The following is a 16,811-nucleotide window of genomic DNA, read 5'->3' as shown; positions in this document are numbered from 1 at the left end:
GATGCGATGCTGATGACCGTCGGCCAGAGAGAAGTGTTGCGCACCATCGTGCTTGCCTCCGTACCCAGGCAGTCCGTCCTGGACCAATTCGTGAGGCCTGCCTGCACCCATTATGGTTAACAGACAGTTACCCGCGCCGCCGCAACGAGGCCGCGACGAGGCGAATCGAAATTGCGGCCAGGCGAGTCGTTCTCGCCCGTTCAGCCGGCCGAACCGGACGACGAGGCCGGCAAGTTCACCCTACTTTTCGCGCCAGGTCACCCGGTACAGATCGAACCGCCGATCGTGCAGGTTCTGCACCACACCCGAGCGCCGGCTGGTCAGCAGGTCGTCGAGGCTGAGGTCAGCGATCGCGATCGTCTCGGTGTTCGGCGCGGTGTCCGCGGCGACGCCGTCGCGCGCGAAGGCGAAGTCCGACGGCGTCAGGATCGCGCTTTCGGCATAGTGCACGTCCATGTTCTCGACGTTCGGGATGTTGCCGACCACGCCCGAGGTGACGACGTAGCACTGGTTCTCGACCGCACGCGCATGGCAGCAATAGCGCACGCGCAGGTAGCCACGCCGCTCGTCGGTGCAGAACGGCACGAACAGCAGCAGCGCCCCCTGGTTGGTCAAGTGCCGCGCGAGTTCGGGGAATTCCGAATCGTAGCAGATCATGACACCGATCGGCCCGCAGTCGGTGATGATGACATTGGCGCCGTGGCCGCCCTTGATGTTCCACCAGCGCCGCTCGGAAGGGGTCGGGTGGAGCTTGTCCTGGGTGTGGACCGAGCCGTCGCGCAGGAACACGTAGGCGATGTTGCGGATGTCGCCGTTGTCCATCCGCGTCGGGTGCGAGCCGCCGATGATGTTGATGTTGTAGCTGACCGCGAGCTTTTCCATGAAGGCGACGAAGCGCTCGGTATAGTCGGCGATCCATTCGATCGCCTGGGCCGGCTCGAGCTTCTTCTCGGGGATCGACAGCAGCTCGAGCGTGAACAGCTCGGGGAAGCAGACGAAGTCGGCGTTGTAGTCGGCGGCGACGTCGACCCAGTATTCGACCTGTTCCTCGAACTCGTCGATCTTCGAGATGCGTCGCATCTGGAACTGCACCGTGGCGACGCGCACCGACGAGGGCAGCCGCGCCTTGCGGCGATGGATCTTGACCGTAGTCTCCTCGGGCGCGAGCGGATTGGGCCAGAACATCACCAGGCCGTTGCCACCGCTGGCCTTGTCCTCGGGAATGTAGCCCGGCAACAGGCCGCGCGGGCTGAAACCCTGGTTGAGCTGGAAGTTGATGACCTGGTCGCGCACCTGTTTCTCGACCACGGCTTCGACATAGGCCTGCGGATCGGGATATTGCCGCTTCTTGCGCGCATAGCCGGGCATGCGCCCGACGATGACGATGCCCTTGAGCTCGAACTCCTGGCACAGTTCCTTGCGCTTGCGATAGAACCGCTCGCCGATGCGCAGGCGGCGGAAGTCGGGATCGACGCAGACCTCCATGCCGTAGAGCACGTCGCCGTTGTCGGGCGGCACCCGGCCATAGCCGTCACCGGTGATCTCGTTCCAGCTATGCGGCGCGAAGGCCTGCTTCGAGCTGACGATCAGCGTGGCGGCATGACCGACGATCGTGCCTTCGTATTCGGCGACGATCTGTCCCTCGGGGAAATTGTTGATGAGCCCGCGGATCTGCGCGGCGGTGAAGGCGTCGGCGCGGCCATAGACCTTGGTCGACAGCGCGGCGATCGCCTTGGCGTCGACCGACAGCGCCGGGCGGACGATGAGTTTCGCGTTGGAAGTGGCCATAAGTGCTCACAATAGTGCTTCATGGGCCATAGCCCGGCAACCGGGCGAATGTTCCCGCCGAACACTCCCGAAAGACATTTGCGCGAATTGCGCGAAGCCCCCCTTGCCGGGTCCAAAACCCCTCGCTATAGCGCGCCCTCGCCGCTGCGATCCGGAGACGTGGGTGAGTGGCTGAAACCAACGGTTTGCTAAACCGTCGTACTGGTAAATCCGGTACCGAGGGTTCGAATCCCTCCGTCTCCGCCACCGCGCTGCTCGCAGGCTTCCGCGGCGGTCCGCCCTACTTGAAAACGCCGGTAGCCAGGGCAGCTCGAGGTACCGAGGCTCGACCGATGTCGACCCGCGCGACCGGCCAAGGCGGCGATTTTGCGAGGGCTCGACCCGCATGCCGTTCTCAAACCTCATCTCGGATGACCGCAGATTTCGAAACTGAATGAGCGGAACATCGGAAGGCGGCTTGTCGGCGATGCCGCCAAGCACCCGCGACACGGGTCACCAAGTGCCCCTCGCTTGACAAATAAGCACCCTCCCCGTCAAATCAGACAAAATTTGAACTATTGGGGAGCAGTGTTGTCATGGCTAATTCGTTCAAGAGCCGCCTTGCCGGAAAACCAGCGGCTTCTCTGACTAGCTTCATCTTGGCGCTCGCGCTTTCCACGCCGGCGGCTCTGGCTCAAGTGCCTGCGACGCTACCTGCTTCAGCCACGTCTCCCGCGCTCTGTGGGCCGGGCGACATCAAGGAACCGGGCATTCAAGGTGACGTTCCAAGCGGCGTACTGGCCGCAGGTCAGGTGCCGAACTTCAACTGCGGTGTGCGGCTGGTCGGACAACTGCCCATCGGCGGCAATGTTCAGGGTGTCGGGCGATGCGCCTACGTGCGCCCTCGCGGGGCCAATGCCGTCAATGTCATCGACGTCAGCGATCCCGCCAAGCCCGTGAACCTCCGCAGCGTTCCCGTGCTCTATGGTTCGGAGACCATGCGCGTCGTCGTCAACCAGGATCGGGCGATCCTGGTGTCGGGCAGTTCGGTCTACGATATCAGAGACTGCCAGAACCCGGTGCTGCTCGGCGAGATCAAATGGCCGCCGCTCAGCGTCGGCATCAGCCCGCCGCTGGGCGGCGGCGGTGGCACCGGCATCCTGCCCCACGACCTCAGGGTCAATCATGCCGGCACCAAGGTCTATGGCTCGCTGGGCCTGTGGGAAGTCGACATCAGCAATCTCAAGGACCCGAGCAGCTGGAAGGTCACCGACTATCGCTGCGAAATCCTGTCCCAATCCCCCGGCCCCTGGCAGGGCATCCATCAGGGCGCCCGCAAGGCCGGTCTCGACCTGTGCGAGGATGCCGCCAAACCGGATTCGGCTCGGGGTGCCAACTGGCGGTTGGGCGCGAGCAGCGCGCAGACCCTTCTGCTGTGGCCACAGCTTTCCCATTCGCCGGACGTCAGCGGCGACGACAAGCGCGTCTTCATCGCGGACCAGGCCGGCGGCAGCGGTGCGAAGGTATCGAACGGGCGAACCACGATGCGCATCATCGACGTCTCCCAGCGTCCGGTAAAACTGTTGGCTGAGATCGACGGTCCGGGGCATGGCCTCGACTGGTTCCGCGTCGGTAGCCGCGAATACGTGCTGCATTCGAACGAGGTCGGCACCGGTCCCCTCCAACTCGGCCCCGCCGCTGCCGGCGCGCCGCCTACCGCCAGCATCGCCGCCCTCGCGGCCGCTTCCGCCAGCAAGAGCGACACCTGCCGCCCCTATCCGCGGCCAACCGGGCTGGGCTGGGCATTCGATGCGATCATTACCGAGGTCACCCAGCCGACCCGTCCGCGCGACGTGTCGCGGCTGACGCTGGCGATCAACGATCCGGAGAACTGTGCGGCGCGCAAGGCATCGGATCGCGATCCGACCGTCGCCTACCACCTGATCGACGACGCGATGAACGCGCATTTCGCGATGGTCAATTTCGGGAACGCCGGCCTGCGCTTCTATGATATCCGCAATCCGGCCAAGCCGGTCGAGGTCGCCTATTTCAACCACGGCGTGCCGGTCCATGGCGGCGTCGGCCATTATGATGCAGCGCGCGGCCTGATCTACATGTCGGGCAACGGCCAGTTCTGGGTGCTGGAGCTGGAGCCGCAAGTGAGGGCCAGGTTGGGACTGTAAGCTTTCGATCTCATCGCGCGATTGCCACGATTAGTGTGATGTGCCGTCGCCGGCTCAAGGAGAACGGCATCAGGATGGTTCAGCGCATCGCGTGATATCCGGCCGGCGGCGAAGGTTTGCAGTCGCGTTCCTTTCAGTCTGCGGCAAGGTCGGTCATATTACGGAGCGTCGTATGTCCCGATCACAACCGCCAAGCGGCGACAACGCCCGCCGCGCGGAGCGGGCTCGTGCCGAGCTCGACGAGCGCACCTGCCGCCTGATCTGCCCGATTGCGGCGGCGATGGTCGGCGTCTGCCTGACCGGCATCGGCCTGCTGCACGTATCGATCGCGGTCCATGGCGGCAGCACGGTGGCCGACGATCTCCTGTCGATCGATGCCGTGCTGTTTCTCCTGGCGACGCTGACCTCCTATTTCGCCCTGCGCGTGCAATCGGGCGGCCGCCTGCACGGGCTGGAGCGCGTGGCCGACATGGCTTTCATCGCCGCCATGCTGCTGCTGACCACCGCCTGCTTCGTGATCACCTACGCACTCGCGACCTGACGGCCGGCGCGGCCCAGGCCAAGATGACCAAAGTTTAAGGTTCCGCTCAGCCGGACGGCAGGTCGCGCGGGCTAAGGGCGCAGCGTCAATGCCGCACCGGAGGCCAGCGCATGCGCGCACCCATTTTCTTCGATCCGACGGGTCGCCGCGATCGCTGGTCCAAGCGGCTGGTCGCCACGCTGATCGGCACCATCCTGCTCGGCGCCCTGGTCTTTGCGACCACGCTGGTGACCGTCCCGCGCGCGCGAGACCTGGCTCTGCCGCTGCCGACGTCGCGCGCGGCGCGGTTCACGCCGACGGTCCTGCGTCATCGCCTCGCCGCGTGGCTGCCGGCCCGGCACAGCGCATCGTCCCGCAAGGCACTGAGCATCGGCTTCTACATGCCCGGCGACGACGCCGGCCTGGTCTCATTGCGCCAGCATGCGGCGGCTCTCGATTGGGTGGTGCCGGCGCAATTGTTCGTGACCGGGCCGCGGCACGCCCTCAGCGTGCAAGCCGATCCGGGATTCGACCGAGCGATCGCCGGCATGAAGGATGCCCCGCAGGTCCTGCCGATGGTCCAGAACTTCGACGATGACCGTTCCTCCTGGGACGGAACCGGTGCGGCCGCCCTGCTGCGCGATTCGGCCCAGCGCCGCGATCTCGCCGCCCGTCTGGCGGCCTTCGTCACGGCGCACCACGATGCGGGACTGGTGATGGACTTCGAGGCGCTCCCCGCCGGCGCGATGCCCGATTACCTGGGATTTCTCGGGCAGGTGCGCCGCGCGCTGCCCGCCGGAACCAGCATCGCCGTCACCGCGCCGGTCGACAATCCCGACTGGCCGATCGCCGCCCTGGCCAAGGCCTCGGACAAGCTGATCCTCATGGCCTACGACCAGCATTGGGAAGGCGGCACAGCCGGACCGATCGCCGCGCAGGATTGGTTCGTCAGCAAGGTCGAACATGCGCGGCAGATCATCGGCGCGGACAAGCTCGTCGTCGCGCTCGGCAGCTATGCCTACGACTGGCACGGCAAGACCACCGATGCGCTGTCGATCGAGGAAGCCTGGCTGGCGGCACACGACAGCGAGGCACCGATCACCTTCGACGCCGCCAGCGGCAATTCCGGCTTCGCCTATGACGAGAACGGCGAACATCACGTCGTCTGGATGCTCGATGCCGCGGCCAGCTCGAATCAGCTCACCGCCCTGGGACGGCTGGGGCTGGGCGACGTCGCGCTGTGGCGGCTGGGCAGCGAGGATCCGGGCTTCTGGTCCGATCTCCACGCCTTCCGCGCGGGTGGCCTTCCCGACCTGTCGCGGCTGACCGCCCTCCTCGGCACCGACGTCGAGGGCAGCGGCGAGATCCTGCGCATCACCGCCACGCCGACCGATGGGAGCCGCCAGGTCACGCGCGACGCCGCCGGCATGATCCGCGACGAGCGCTACGATACCCTGCCCACGCCCTATGTCGTGCAGCGCGCCGGCGCCGCCGATCCCAAGCTGCTGGCGCTGACTTTCGACGATGGTCCCGATCCGACCTGGACGCCCAAGATCCTCGACGAGCTCGAACACTTGCATGTGCCCGCAACGTTCTTCGTGATCGGCGAGAACGCCCTGTCGCAACCGGGCCTGCTCAACCGCATCATCGCCGACGGCGACGAGCTCGGCAACCACAGCTACACCCACCCCAACCTCGCCAATGCCAGCGAACCGCAGACCCGGCTCGAGCTCAACGCCACGCAGCGGCTGGTCGAAGCCTATACCGGACACCGCATGTCGCTGTTCCGCGCGCCCTATTTCGGCGATGCCGAGCCGACCACGATCGACGAACTCGGGCCGGCACTCGAAGCACAGCGGGCGGGCTATACGGTGGTCGGCCTGCACGTCGATCCCGGCGACTGGCAGCGCCCCGGCACCGATGCGATCGTCCGCCAGACGCTCGACCAGGTCCACGCGGCGACGCCGACCAGTTCGGGCAACGTCATCCTGCTCCACGACGGCGGCGGCGACCGCGCCGAGACGGTGGCGGCCCTGCCCCGTATCGTCGCGGCGCTGAAGGCCGAGGGCTATCGCTTCGTTCCCGCTTCGCAACTGGTCGGCGTCCCGCCTTCGCAGGCGATGCCGCGCATCGCCGGGCAGGATCTCTGGGCCGTCCGCGCCGACGTGGCGATCTTCGTCTGCCTGGCCGCGCTCAGCGCGCTCCTGGCCTGGCTGTTCTATCTCGCCATCGCGCTGGGCGTGGCGCGCGCCGTGGTCATGGCCGGGCTTGCCTGGCTCCAGAGCCGCCGGCTCCGCGCCGATCCGCCGACCTTCACGCCCAGCGTCTCGGTGATCATCCCGGCCTACAACGAGGAACGCGTGATCGCCGCGTCGATCGCGCGCGTCCTCGCCAGCGACTATCCCGCGCTGCAGGTGATCGTGGCCGATGACGGGTCGAGCGATGCCACCAGCCGCGTCGTCGCCGCCGCTTTCGGCGATGAGCCGCGGGTGACCCTGCTCAGGCTCGCCAATGGCGGCAAGGCCGCGGCGCTCAATCGCGCGCTGCTTCACGCCACCGGCGAGATCGTGATCGCACTCGATGCCGATACCCAGTTCGAACCGCTGACGATCCGCCGGCTCGCGCGCTGGTTCGCCGATCCGCGGATCGGTGCCGTCGCCGGCGACGCGCGCGTGGGCAATCGCGTCAACCTGGTCGCGCGGTGGCAGGCCATCGAATATATCACCGCGCAGAATCTCGAGCGTCGCGCGCTCGCCGGCTTCGACGCGATGACCGTCGTCCCCGGGGCCGTCGGCGCCTGGCGGCGCGCCGCGCTCGATTGCGTCGGCGGTTATCCCGAGGACACGCTGGCCGAGGATCAGGACCTCACCATCGCCATTCAACGCGCGGGTTGGCGCGTCACCTACGATCCGCGCGCCACGGCCTGGACCGAGGCGCCCGAAACCTTCCGCGCCCTGGCGCGCCAGCGCTATCGCTGGGCCTTCGGCACGCTGCAGTGCCTGTGGAAGCACCGCACGATACTGCGGCAAGGCCGGCCTTCGGGGCTCGCGCTGGTCGGGCTCCCGCAAGCCTGGCTGTTCCAGATCGCCTTCGCGGTGGTTTCGCCGCTGATCGACATCGCGCTGCTGATATCGATCGTCGCCACCGCGCTGCGGGTCGTCCAGCACGGCTGGGCGCAGACCAGCGGCGACGTCGCGTCGATGGGGCTCTATTGGCTGGCCTTCACCGCGATCGACGTCCTTTGCGGCTGGATCGCCTATCGCCTCGACGGCAACCGCGCGCGTTATCCGGCCCTCCTGCTGGTCGCGCAGAGGATCGTCTATCGCCAGATCATGTACTGGGTCGTGCTACGCGCGATCGCTTCCGCGATCGGCGGCTGGGTCGTCGGCTGGGGCAAGCTCGAGCGCAGCGGCCGGGTCGCGGCGGTGCCGGCCTAGCGCAATCGGAATGTCGGCCGCAGCGACCGAAGCCAGTACGAGGCGACCACATACGGCTGACGCAGCGACGGCTTCACGTCGATCCTCCGAGGGACGTGAAGGATTTGTTAACCATACCCGCCTAGAAACCTCGTGTGGGTCCGGACGCTCTCTCTCCTCGGTCCAACCCACGCCTTCTCCTAGTTCTGACACCAGAAGGGCGCCTTGGCATAAGCCAGGGCGCCCTCTCGGCCCGAATGCTCAGACACGCGTCGACGAAGCGCCGATGGTCCGATCACACCTATTCCAGAGAAGAGCCGGCGACGGTTGCGAAGCCCCATCATCCCGTCGCGCTTCGCTAGATCGATTGCACACCGCCCTCCCCGATTTGCGCGAAATAGCGAGCCATGGCGTCGGCCGCGCGATCGGAGAGCGCAATGAACGTGCGGCGCCGGTCGGTCTCATCGTTCACGCGGGTCAACAGACCAGCGTTGGTCAGGACCTTTATCCATCGCAGCGCCGTGGTCGGCGGCACGCCGGAAGCTATGCACAGCGAGGTGACGCAAACGCGCTGGCGTTCGATGCGAGCCGCGGCAAGGTCCAGAAGGATGTCCCAGGCCGGGTCCGCGAAGGGCAGACTGCCGAAGAACTTGGCTCGCGCCTGCCGATTGCGGACGATGCGTCGCAGCAGCCGCGGATCGGGCAATGACGGTCCGGCATTGCAGACGAGGTTCACGCTGCCGTCTTCCGCGACCACGCCAAGCGGCGGCGGAGAGCGTTCGAAAGCCGACACCGAGACCTCGGACGGGCTTGCGCAGGCTTCGGCAAGAAAGGCGACCTGGCGGACAAGTTCCCAGACCTGCGCCTGCAAATCCTGGAGCCTTGCCTGAATCTCGCCAGAGTCAGGCTGGCCGGCGCCGTGAGGGCGGGTATGTGGAAGCGACACGGCGTTCGTACCTCCGATCCTTGAAAATGCCGACGACCATCGTCGCGAGCATCGGTATCGACCACACGGTTTCCAGGCCGCGATAGAGCTTCGCGTTGGTGCCCGGATCCAGCAGGGGGCCGAAATGTGTCGCCACGCAAACGAACTGGAGACCCGCGGACCAGATCAGCCAGTGCCTCCGACACGAGAGTGCGGCGACGTACAATCCCAGAAAATAAAGCGTATCGGTTGCAAGGAGCACGGGGTTCATCCGGCTCCAGGCCTCGACCTTCACCAGGCCGACGACCCCGGCAAAACCCGAGCCGGGTGTCGCGACCGTGGTGCCCAGCATGGCCATCACGAAACAGGCGAATGCCCAGCGGCTCGGCTTGCCGCCATAGGCCAGGGCATAGGCCCAGCATGCCGCAGCGACGGTCCAGTAAAGGAGGCCTATGATCATGCCGGGATGAGATCGAGCCGGTCGCACCGCGTCAATTCGCGATGCATCCGATCCAGACTAGGGCGCCTCGACCATCGCGGCCTCTGGGGCCTCGGCCTCGGCGATCGAGCCCGACGTGAAGAAACCGATGTCGTCCCATCCTTCGGGGCAACCCGCCCCCGTTTCGGCCTGGTTGCTGCGGCGGTGAAACGCCTGCATCAGACCGATGGACGTCTGCATCTTCTGGCGCCAGGCAAGTCCCGCCGAATGCCCTTCGTGCAGCATGGTCATCAGGCGTTGGGACTGCGCGACCGGCATGCCCGATCCGCGCATGGCCTCGACGGCTTCGGCCGCCAGTCGCAGATGCGATGCGAAGGCCTGGTCCATGGTGTCGAGCGTCGTTCGGATGTCCCCGCCGATGACATGCACGGCGGCCTCCTGAAATTTGAGCATGGCTTCCCCTTCTCCGCGATCCAGGGGATCCGCGGTGATGTGATGACAAATCAGTCGAACGTCTTGATGATGCCCAGAACGAACAGCACCAGAGCCAGGAAGGTCGTCAGACAAACCATTGCCACCCACATGATGCGCAGCGTTATCTGATCCCACCGGAGCCTGAACTCCTCACCGCCCAACGCGGGACCGAGGAAGAAGCGACCGATCCTCCTCAGTCCGCGCCGAACAGCGCCGGCCTTTCGAGATGGCGTGATTTCCCGGGGTGTTGGAAGGGGGGAAATTCTCACGTGAGAGGGATCGTGAGAATTTTCCTTGAGCGCACTGTAGCGTTCCGCGGCGGCATGCCTGCCCACGACGCCCAGGGCCTTGGCCGCCTGCTGCAACTGGTTGTCGACGGTGCCGGCGGCAATCCCGGTCCTGTTCGCGAGCGCCTTGGATTTGACACAGCCTTCGGCGACAAGCTCCAGCAACTGCCGCTGCCTCCCGGAGAGGTTCCTCAAGACTTCGTGTTCCACAACGCTCCGATCGAATTGACCCGATTCGGAATCAATCGGTTTCTGGTGCTTAGTTCAACCGGCTTGTGCACTCCGCCGGTGGGGACGAACGTCATCTTATGGCACGAACTCGCCGCGCCGGGCGAAAGCGTCGATCATCAATACAAACTAGCCCTGCGAGCCGGCGATATCCGCTCAGCCACACCAAAATCGAGAATAGGGGCCGGACCTTGGCGTCGATGTAGACGACGGCATGCGAGAGCCCCGCTCAGGCTTGTTTTTCGATCTCGACGACCAAGACCAACGCCCCGCGGCCCATCAATCTCTGGCAGCGCTTGCCATGATCCGCGCCGATATCATTCCGGCCAAACGAAAATGACGAGACCTACCAGGAAGATCGTCGCGCCGAGCCATTGATGCGGCGCGAACGTCGTACCCACCAAGGCCGTCGATAGATCATCAAGAAGCTTGATGAACATGTCACTGCATCCTCCCCCTTCTTGGCGCCTGAGGCACTCTTCTGGGTCATCCCGTTACATCAATCGGGGTTCCCGTTCGGGATCAACGAGCGGGCGATCGTGCCGTCGAGTTCCTCGTATTCGTGATAGCCGATCGTCGCATAGAGCTCGGCGCGCGTCTGCATGCGATCGACCAGCGGTTTGACCCAACCCTCGCTTCGCAAGGTCGCATAGAGCTCCTCATGCGCCTTGGCGGCCATGCGCAAGGCGCTGACCGGCCAGATCACCATCTTGTAGCCGAGTTGCTCGAACTGCTGCGCGGTCATGAAAGGCGTCTTGCCGAATTCGGTCATGTTGGCGAGCAGCGGCACTTTCACTTCCGCGGCGAAGCGCGCGAAGGCTTCGGCATCGTTGAGTGCCTCGGGGAAGATCGCGTCGGCGCCCGCCTCGACGTAGAGCTTGGCACGCGCGATCGCCCCCTCTAGCCCCTCGCGTTCGAGCGCATCGGTGCGTGCGACGATGTAGAGGTGGCGCCGCGCCTTGCGCGCCGCCGCGACCTTGGCGGCCATGTCGGCCGCGGGCGCCAGCTTCTTGTCGTTCAGATGTCCGCATTTCTTGGGCAGGAGCTGATCCTCGATCTGCACCGCGCCGGCGCCCGCATCCTCGAAAGCGCGAACCATCTGCATGACGTTGAGCGCTTCGCCGAAGCCCGTGTCGCCATCGACGAGAATCGGCAGCCCGCTCGCGCGCGATACCTGGCGCGTGAAGAAGCAGACGTCGTCGATCGTCATGATGCCGAGGTCGGGCAGCCCCATCTGCGCCGACATCGCCGCACCCGAGAGATAGAGGCCCTGAAAACCGGCGGCTTTCGCCTGCAGCGCCGACAGCCCGTTGTAGGCACCCGGCAACCTGGCGATTCCCGGGCTTTCGACCAAGGCGCGGAAGCGATGGCCGGCGGGTTCCTGCGGGAGATCGTCGGCGACGAGATAGGTCATGGTCTTATTCCTCAGAACTTCATGGAGAAAGGATCGCGCTTGTCGCCGGAGAAGTCGATGAAGACGTTCTTGGTCTGCATGAACTCCTGGATGCCGGCCTCGCCGCGGACGCGGCCGAAGCCTGAATCCTTCATGCCGCCGAACGGGGCCTGCGGGGCGGCGACGCGGTAGGTGTTGACCCAGACCACGCCCGACTGGATCGATCGCATCATGCGCAGGCAGCGGCTGATGTTCTCCGACCAGACACCCGAGGCCAGGCCATAGGGCGTGTCGTTGGCGATCGCGACGGCTTCGTCCTCGTCGGCGAAGGGGATGATCGACAGGACCGGACCGAAGATCTCCTCGGCCGCGACCTTCATGCCGTTGCGCACGTCGGCGAAGATCGTCGGCTCGATGAAGAACCCCTTGTCGAGCCCCGGCCCCTCGGCGCGGCCACCGCCGGCGACGAGGCGGGCGCCGTCGCCCTTGGCCGCTTCGATGAACGACAGGATCTTGGCGAACTGCGGCTCGTTGGCGGCCGTGCCCATCTCGGTCGCGGGATCGCGCGGATCGCCCATGACGATCTGCTTGGCCCGCGCGGCCAGGCCCTCGACCATGCGGTCGTAGATGCCGCGCTGCACGAGGAGCCGCGAGCCGGCGATGCAGGTCTGGCCGGTGGCGCCGAAGATGCCCGCGAGCGCGCCGATCAGCGCGCGGTCGAAGTCGGCATCGTCGAACACGATGTTGGGGCTCTTGCCGCCGAGTTCCATCGTCACCGGCTTGAGATTGGCACCGGCCTTGGCCGCGATCAGCCGGCCGACGCCGGGGCTGCCGGTGAACGAGATCTTGTCGACCAGGGTCGAGCCCGTCAGCGCCGCGCCGACCTCGCCCGCGCCGGTGACGACCTGGACCACGCCCGCGGGGAAGCCCGCCGCCTCGCAGAGCCTGGCCATTTCGAGCGTGGTGGTCGAGGCGTGCTCGCTGGGCTTGAGGATCACGCAGTTGCCCGCAGCCAGCGCGGCCGGCAGCGTGTTGGTCAGGATCGCGACGGGCGAGTTCCAGGCGGTGACGCAGGCGACCACGCCGTAGGGCACCTTGATCGCCAGATCGAGCGTGTCCTTCTGGTCGAGCGGGATCACGTCGCCGTGCATCTTGTCGGCCCAGGCGGCGTAGTAGCGGAAGATCCGCGCGGCATAGCCCATCTGGCTCGAGGTCTCGCGGATGACCTTGCCGTTGTCGGTGGTCTCGAGCAGCGCCATGCGGCTCGCATCGGCGTCGAGCAGGTCGGCGACCTTGTTGAGCAGCTTGGCGCGCTCGCCGGGCGTGGTCTTCGACCAGGTCTGGTCGAACGCACGGCGGGCGGCTTGGATCGCCTCTTCGACGTCGGCCGCGGTGGCGACGGGAATCGTCGCGTGGACCTCCTGGTTGTAGGGATTGATCGCCGGCAGGGTCGCGCCGTCCGAGGCCGGCCGCCAGCGGCCGTCGATGAAAAGCTGATAGGTCGTGGTCATGGCTTCATCGTTCCTGGCAGGGGTGCGGCAGCGCGCTAACGCGAGACCTATTTCGTGCAGATAGAAAACTGTCAACAGTTGACCATGCATCGATCCGATGTCAGGAGCGCAGTCGACCGGGCCACTTGAAAGGCCTGCAGAACGACAACCGAGCGAGACCCATGCCCGAAGCTACGCCCGCGCAGCGCATCGCACAGTTCGCGACCGAATTCCGATTGGCCGAGGTGCCCGAAGCCGTGCGGCTGCGCGCGAAGCTGCACATTCTCGACGGCCTCGGACTCGGGCTCGCCTCGACGGTCCAGACCTATGGCCGGAGCGCGGTCGAGGGGGTGACGGCCATGGGCGGCACCGGCGACTGCTCGGTGATCGGCCATCGCGCACGGCTCGCGCCGCGCGACGCTGCGCTGGTCAACGCGATCCTGATCCACGGCCTCGACTTCGACGATACCCACCTCGCCTCGATCATCCATCCGACCTGCACGAGCCTGCCCGTCGCGCTGGCGCTCGGGGAAACGCTCGGCGCCAGCGGCAAGGACCTCCTCGCCGCCTTCCTCGCGGGTGCCGAAACCGGGATCCGCATCGGTCTCGCGGTCGACGGCGGTTTCCACCACGTCGGCTATCACGCGACCGGGGTGGTCTCGCACTTCGCCAGCGCGGTCACGGCGGGGCGGCTGCTGGGGCTGAGCCCCGAGCAGATCACCGCCGCGCAGGGCATCACCGGCAGCACGGCGTCGGGCATCCAGGTCTTCCTCGAGGAAGGCGCCTGGACCAAGCGCTTCCACCCGGGCTGGGGCGCGGTCGCAGGGATCACCGCAGCCTATCTGGCGCGCTCGGGCTTCAAGGGACCGACGCGGCCCTACGAAGGCAAGTTCGGCCTGTTCGACACGCACCTCCACGGCGAAGCCACCAAGCTCGCGCCGCTGTCCGACGATCTCGGCCAGGTCTGGCATTTCGGCGAGACCGCGTTGAAGCCCTACCCCGTCTGCCACTTCATCCACGGCTGCGCCGACGCCGCGATCGACCTCCATGCCGAGATCGGTTCGGCCAAGATCGTCAAGGTCGACGCCTTCCTCGCCCAGCCGACGCTGCACATCATCGCCGAGCCAGCCGAAGCCAAGGAACGGCCGACCACCGACTACGAGGCGAAGTTCAGCGCGCAGTTCGTCGTCGCCTATTGCCTGCTGCGCGGCCGCTTCGGCCTGCCCGACCTGCTGCCTGAGGCCCTGGCCGATGCCGAAGTGCGCGACCTCGCCCTACGGGTAAAATGCCACGAAGATCCCGACACTGCCTTCCCGACCTTCTTCTCGGGCGGCGTCACCGTCACGCTCGACGACGGCCGCGTGCTGAACCGCCATGTCCGCGTCAACAGCGGCGCCGGCGAACGCGCGATGGATGCCGGCGCGGTCGCAGACAAGTTCCTCGCTTCGGCGAGCCTGGCGATCCCGGCGACGCAGGCGGAACGCATCCGCGATGCCGTACTCGCGCTGGAAGAGGTAACCGCGGCAGAGCTCATGGCGCTGCTGCGTGCAGAATAGAAAGGGCGGAACGATGCAGATCTCGGGTGGAAAATTCGTCGTCACCGGCGGCGCGAGCCTCATCGGCTCGCACGTCGCCGACATACTGCTCGCCGAGGGTGCGGCCGAGGTCGTGCTGCTCGACAACTTCTCGCTCGGCACGCCCGAGACCGTCGCGCACCTCGCCGGCGATGATCGCGTCAAGCTGCTCAAGGGCGACATCCTGCGGATCAACCAGCTCTACGACGCCTTCAAGGGTGCGCGCGGGGTCTTCGCAATCGCCGGGTTCCTGACCCTGCCGTTGTCGCAGAACCCTCCGCTGGGCCTGGCGGTCAACGTCGAGGGCCAGGTCAACGTCTTCGAGGCCTGCCGCTATGCCGGCGTGCAGAAGGTGATCTTCTCCTCGTCGATCGCAGCCTATGGCGAGCCAGAAGGCGACGCCGTGATCGACGAGAGCTTCCCCGCCAACCTCGCGGGCTACCAGCCTGGCTCGATGCTCTATTCGTGCACCAAGCTGATCGGCGAAGCGCTCTGCAAGCTCTACAGCCAGAAGCACGGGGTCGATGCGATCGCGCTGCGCTATGCCACGGTCTACGGCGAGCGGCAGCACTACCGCGGGGTCAACGCGCTCTACATCATCCAGAATTACGACAAGATCGTGCGCGGCGAGCCGCCGGTCCTGCCTGGCGACGGCAGCGAGGTGCACGACTACATCCACGTCGCCGACGTCGCGCGGGCCAACGTCATGGCCATGGCATCGGACGTGACCGGCGAGGTGTTCAACGTCGTCACCGGCGTCGAGACCACGGTCAAGCGCATCGCCGAGATCGTGCTCGACGTGACGGGCAGCGATCTGCAACCGGTCTACGCCGACGATGCTAGCGCGGTGAAAGCCACCAGCAGCCCTTCGCTCAAGCTCAGCCGCGCGAAGATCAAGGCCTCTATCGGCTGGGAGCCGCAGGTCAGCGTCGAAGACGGCATCCGCCGGCTGATCGACTGGCGCAAGCAGCAGCCCGCCTGATGCCGCTCCACCGCATCCCGGCCGTCTTCATGCGCGGCGGCACGTCGAAGGCGCTGATGTTCCGCATCCAGGATCTGCCCGCCGACCGGGCCGAATGGGATGCGGTGTTCTTGGCCGCGATGGGCGTACCCGATCCCAACGGCCGCCAGCTCGACGGCATGGGCGGCGGGCTGTCCTCGCTCAACAAGGTCTGCGTCGTCGGCCCCGCCAGCCGTCCCGATGCCGACGTCGACTACACCTTCGTCCAGCTCGGCGTCGACGAGGCGCTGGTCGACTACGGCGGCAACTGCGGCAACATGTCCTCGGCGATCGGGCCTTTCGCAATCGAGGAAGGGCTGATCCCGGCACCGGCCGATGGCGAAATCGCAGTCCGCATCCACAATACAAACACCGGCAAGATCATCGTCGCGCGCTTCCCCGTCGTGGACGGGATGCTGGCCGCCGACGGGGATTTCGCGCTCGACGGCGTCGCCGGCACGGCCGCGCCGATCAAGCTCGAATTCGTCGAGCCCGGCGGCGCCAAGACGGGCAAGCTGCTGCCCACGGGTCAGGCCGTCGACCGGCTCGACGTGCCCGGCCTCGGCCCGATCGAAGCCTCGTGCATCGATGCCGCCAACCCTTGCGTCTTCGTCGCCGCCAGCGACCTCGGCCTGACCGGGGTCGAACTGCCGACCGCGCTCGAACGCGACGCCGCCTTCCTTGAGAAGATGGAAGCGATCCGTCAGGCCGCCTCGGTGGCAATGGGGCTGACCGCCGATCTCGCGGGCGCGAAGAAGCTCGCCTCGATCCCCAAGGTGGCGATGATTTCGGCGCCGCAGCACTCGCCGACGCTGTCGGGCCGCGAACTCGCCGCCAATGAGATGGACATCGTCGTGCGCATGATCTCGGTCGGCCAGCCGCACCGCGCGGTGCCGATCACCGGCGCGGTCTGCCTCGCCGTCGCGGCGCGCGTGCCGGGTTCGATCCCGCACCGGCTCTGCGCCAACAGCGAGGGGCCGATCCGTATCGGTCATTCCTCGGGCACGATCCTGGTCGACGCATCCGTAGAGGACGGCAAGGCACTCAACGGCGCCGTGTTCCGCTCCGCGCGCCGACTGTTCGAAGGCAAGGTTCTCTATCGCGCGCCCTGAGGC

14 protein-coding genes and 1 tRNA gene are annotated in these 16,811 nt (G+C 66.4%); 7 read left to right on the top strand and 8 right to left on the bottom strand.

Annotated features, from left to right (window positions below; translation table 11 throughout):
- Positions 1-240: 240 nt before the first annotated feature.
- Positions 241-1,788, bottom strand: coding sequence for a bifunctional GNAT family N-acetyltransferase/carbon-nitrogen hydrolase family protein (locus OLX23_RS17120; RefSeq protein ID WP_264446227.1), 1,548 nt, complete (start codon positions 1,786-1,788; stop codon positions 241-243).
- Between the two features lie 153 nt (positions 1,789-1,941).
- Here OLX23_RS17120 and OLX23_RS17115 point away from each other — a divergent pair.
- From OLX23_RS17115 to OLX23_RS17100, 4 genes are all read left to right on the top strand, one after another.
- A tRNA-Ser gene (locus OLX23_RS17115) sits at positions 1,942-2,034 on the top strand.
- A gap of 329 nt (positions 2,035-2,363) precedes the next feature.
- Positions 2,364-3,950: an LVIVD repeat-containing protein gene (locus tag OLX23_RS17110; protein ID WP_264446226.1), complete on the top strand. Its 1,587-nt coding sequence runs from the start codon at positions 2,364-2,366 to the stop codon at positions 3,948-3,950.
- A gap of 172 nt (positions 3,951-4,122) precedes the next feature.
- Positions 4,123-4,491, top strand: a complete 369-nt coding sequence (locus OLX23_RS17105) for a hypothetical protein (RefSeq protein ID WP_264446225.1) — start codon at positions 4,123-4,125, stop codon at positions 4,489-4,491.
- A gap of 110 nt (positions 4,492-4,601) precedes the next feature.
- Positions 4,602-7,907, top strand: coding sequence for a glycosyltransferase (locus OLX23_RS17100; RefSeq protein WP_264446224.1), 3,306 nt, complete (start codon positions 4,602-4,604; stop codon positions 7,905-7,907).
- Between the two features lie 337 nt (positions 7,908-8,244).
- Here the strand turns inward: OLX23_RS17100 and OLX23_RS17095 are convergent, their stop codons facing one another.
- The 7 genes from OLX23_RS17095 to OLX23_RS17065 form a co-directional block, all read right to left on the bottom strand.
- Positions 8,245-8,757, bottom strand: coding sequence for a winged helix DNA-binding protein (locus tag OLX23_RS17095; RefSeq protein WP_413629904.1), 513 nt, complete (start codon positions 8,755-8,757; stop codon positions 8,245-8,247).
- Between the two features lie 31 nt (positions 8,758-8,788).
- Positions 8,789-9,271 (bottom strand): hypothetical protein, encoded by a 483-nt coding sequence (locus tag OLX23_RS17090; RefSeq protein ID WP_264446223.1) that lies wholly within the window; start codon positions 9,269-9,271, stop codon positions 8,789-8,791.
- A 57-nt stretch (positions 9,272-9,328) separates the two neighbouring features.
- Complete coding sequence (locus OLX23_RS17085; RefSeq protein ID WP_264446222.1) at positions 9,329-9,703, bottom strand: hypothetical protein; 375 nt, start codon at positions 9,701-9,703, stop codon at positions 9,329-9,331.
- A gap of 50 nt (positions 9,704-9,753) precedes the next feature.
- Entirely contained in the window at positions 9,754-10,221 is a 468-nt protein-coding gene (locus OLX23_RS17080; protein ID WP_264446221.1) for a sigma factor-like helix-turn-helix DNA-binding protein, read from the bottom strand.
- A 335-nt stretch (positions 10,222-10,556) separates the two neighbouring features.
- Positions 10,557-10,679, bottom strand: a complete 123-nt coding sequence (locus OLX23_RS17075) for a hypothetical protein (RefSeq protein WP_264446220.1) — start codon at positions 10,677-10,679, stop codon at positions 10,557-10,559.
- 59 nt (positions 10,680-10,738) lie between these two features.
- Complete coding sequence (gene prpB, locus OLX23_RS17070) at positions 10,739-11,653, bottom strand: methylisocitrate lyase (RefSeq protein WP_264446219.1); 915 nt, start codon at positions 11,651-11,653, stop codon at positions 10,739-10,741.
- 11 nt (positions 11,654-11,664) lie between these two features.
- Positions 11,665-13,143, bottom strand: coding sequence for an aldehyde dehydrogenase (locus tag OLX23_RS17065; RefSeq protein ID WP_264446218.1), 1,479 nt, complete (start codon positions 13,141-13,143; stop codon positions 11,665-11,667).
- 161 nt (positions 13,144-13,304) lie between these two features.
- Between OLX23_RS17065 and OLX23_RS17060 the strand changes: the two genes are divergently transcribed.
- The 3 genes from OLX23_RS17060 to OLX23_RS17050 are packed head-to-tail and all read left to right on the top strand — an operon-like array spanning position 13,305 to position 16,808.
- On the top strand, positions 13,305-14,678 hold the full coding sequence (locus OLX23_RS17060) for an MmgE/PrpD family protein (protein WP_264446217.1): 1,374 nt from the start codon (positions 13,305-13,307) through the stop codon (positions 14,676-14,678).
- Positions 14,668-15,678 (top strand): NAD-dependent epimerase/dehydratase family protein, encoded by a 1,011-nt coding sequence (locus OLX23_RS17055; protein WP_264446216.1) that lies wholly within the window; start codon positions 14,668-14,670, stop codon positions 15,676-15,678. Before OLX23_RS17060 ends, OLX23_RS17055 begins: the two co-directional genes overlap by 11 nt.
- Entirely contained in the window at positions 15,678-16,808 is a 1,131-nt protein-coding gene (locus OLX23_RS17050) for a 2-methylaconitate cis-trans isomerase PrpF family protein (RefSeq protein ID WP_264446215.1), read from the top strand. The genes OLX23_RS17055 and OLX23_RS17050 overlap by 1 nt, the downstream gene beginning before the upstream one ends.
- Positions 16,809-16,811 lie beyond the last annotated feature (3 nt).

This window comes from Novosphingobium sp. JCM 18896, from assembly GCF_025938095.1.
Taxonomy (GTDB): domain Bacteria; phylum Pseudomonadota; class Alphaproteobacteria; order Sphingomonadales; family Sphingomonadaceae; genus Novosphingobium.
The sequence above is the reverse complement of the archived record's forward strand: the minus strand, read 5'-3'. Positions and strand labels throughout refer to the sequence as shown.

Coding starts and splice junctions, on each gene's coding strand:
- OLX23_RS17120 (WP_264446227.1), bottom strand. CDS start 1,788: ATGGCCACTTCCAACGCGAAACTCATCGTCCGCCCGGCGCTGTCGGTC.
- OLX23_RS17110 (WP_264446226.1), top strand. CDS start 2,364: ATGGCTAATTCGTTCAAGAGCCGCCTTGCCGGAAAACCAGCGGCTTCT.
- OLX23_RS17105 (WP_264446225.1), top strand. CDS start 4,123: ATGTCCCGATCACAACCGCCAAGCGGCGACAACGCCCGCCGCGCGGAG.
- OLX23_RS17100 (WP_264446224.1), top strand. CDS start 4,602: ATGCGCGCACCCATTTTCTTCGATCCGACGGGTCGCCGCGATCGCTGG.
- OLX23_RS17090 (WP_264446223.1), bottom strand. CDS start 9,271: ATGATCATAGGCCTCCTTTACTGGACCGTCGCTGCGGCATGCTGGGCC.
- OLX23_RS17085 (WP_264446222.1), bottom strand. CDS start 9,703: ATGCTCAAATTTCAGGAGGCCGCCGTGCATGTCATCGGCGGGGACATC.
- OLX23_RS17075 (WP_264446220.1), bottom strand. CDS start 10,679: ATGTTCATCAAGCTTCTTGATGATCTATCGACGGCCTTGGTGGGTACG.
- prpB (WP_264446219.1), bottom strand. CDS start 11,653: ATGACCTATCTCGTCGCCGACGATCTCCCGCAGGAACCCGCCGGCCAT.
- OLX23_RS17065 (WP_264446218.1), bottom strand. CDS start 13,143: ATGACCACGACCTATCAGCTTTTCATCGACGGCCGCTGGCGGCCGGCC.
- OLX23_RS17060 (WP_264446217.1), top strand. CDS start 13,305: ATGCCCGAAGCTACGCCCGCGCAGCGCATCGCACAGTTCGCGACCGAA.
- OLX23_RS17050 (WP_264446215.1), top strand. CDS start 15,678: ATGCCGCTCCACCGCATCCCGGCCGTCTTCATGCGCGGCGGCACGTCG.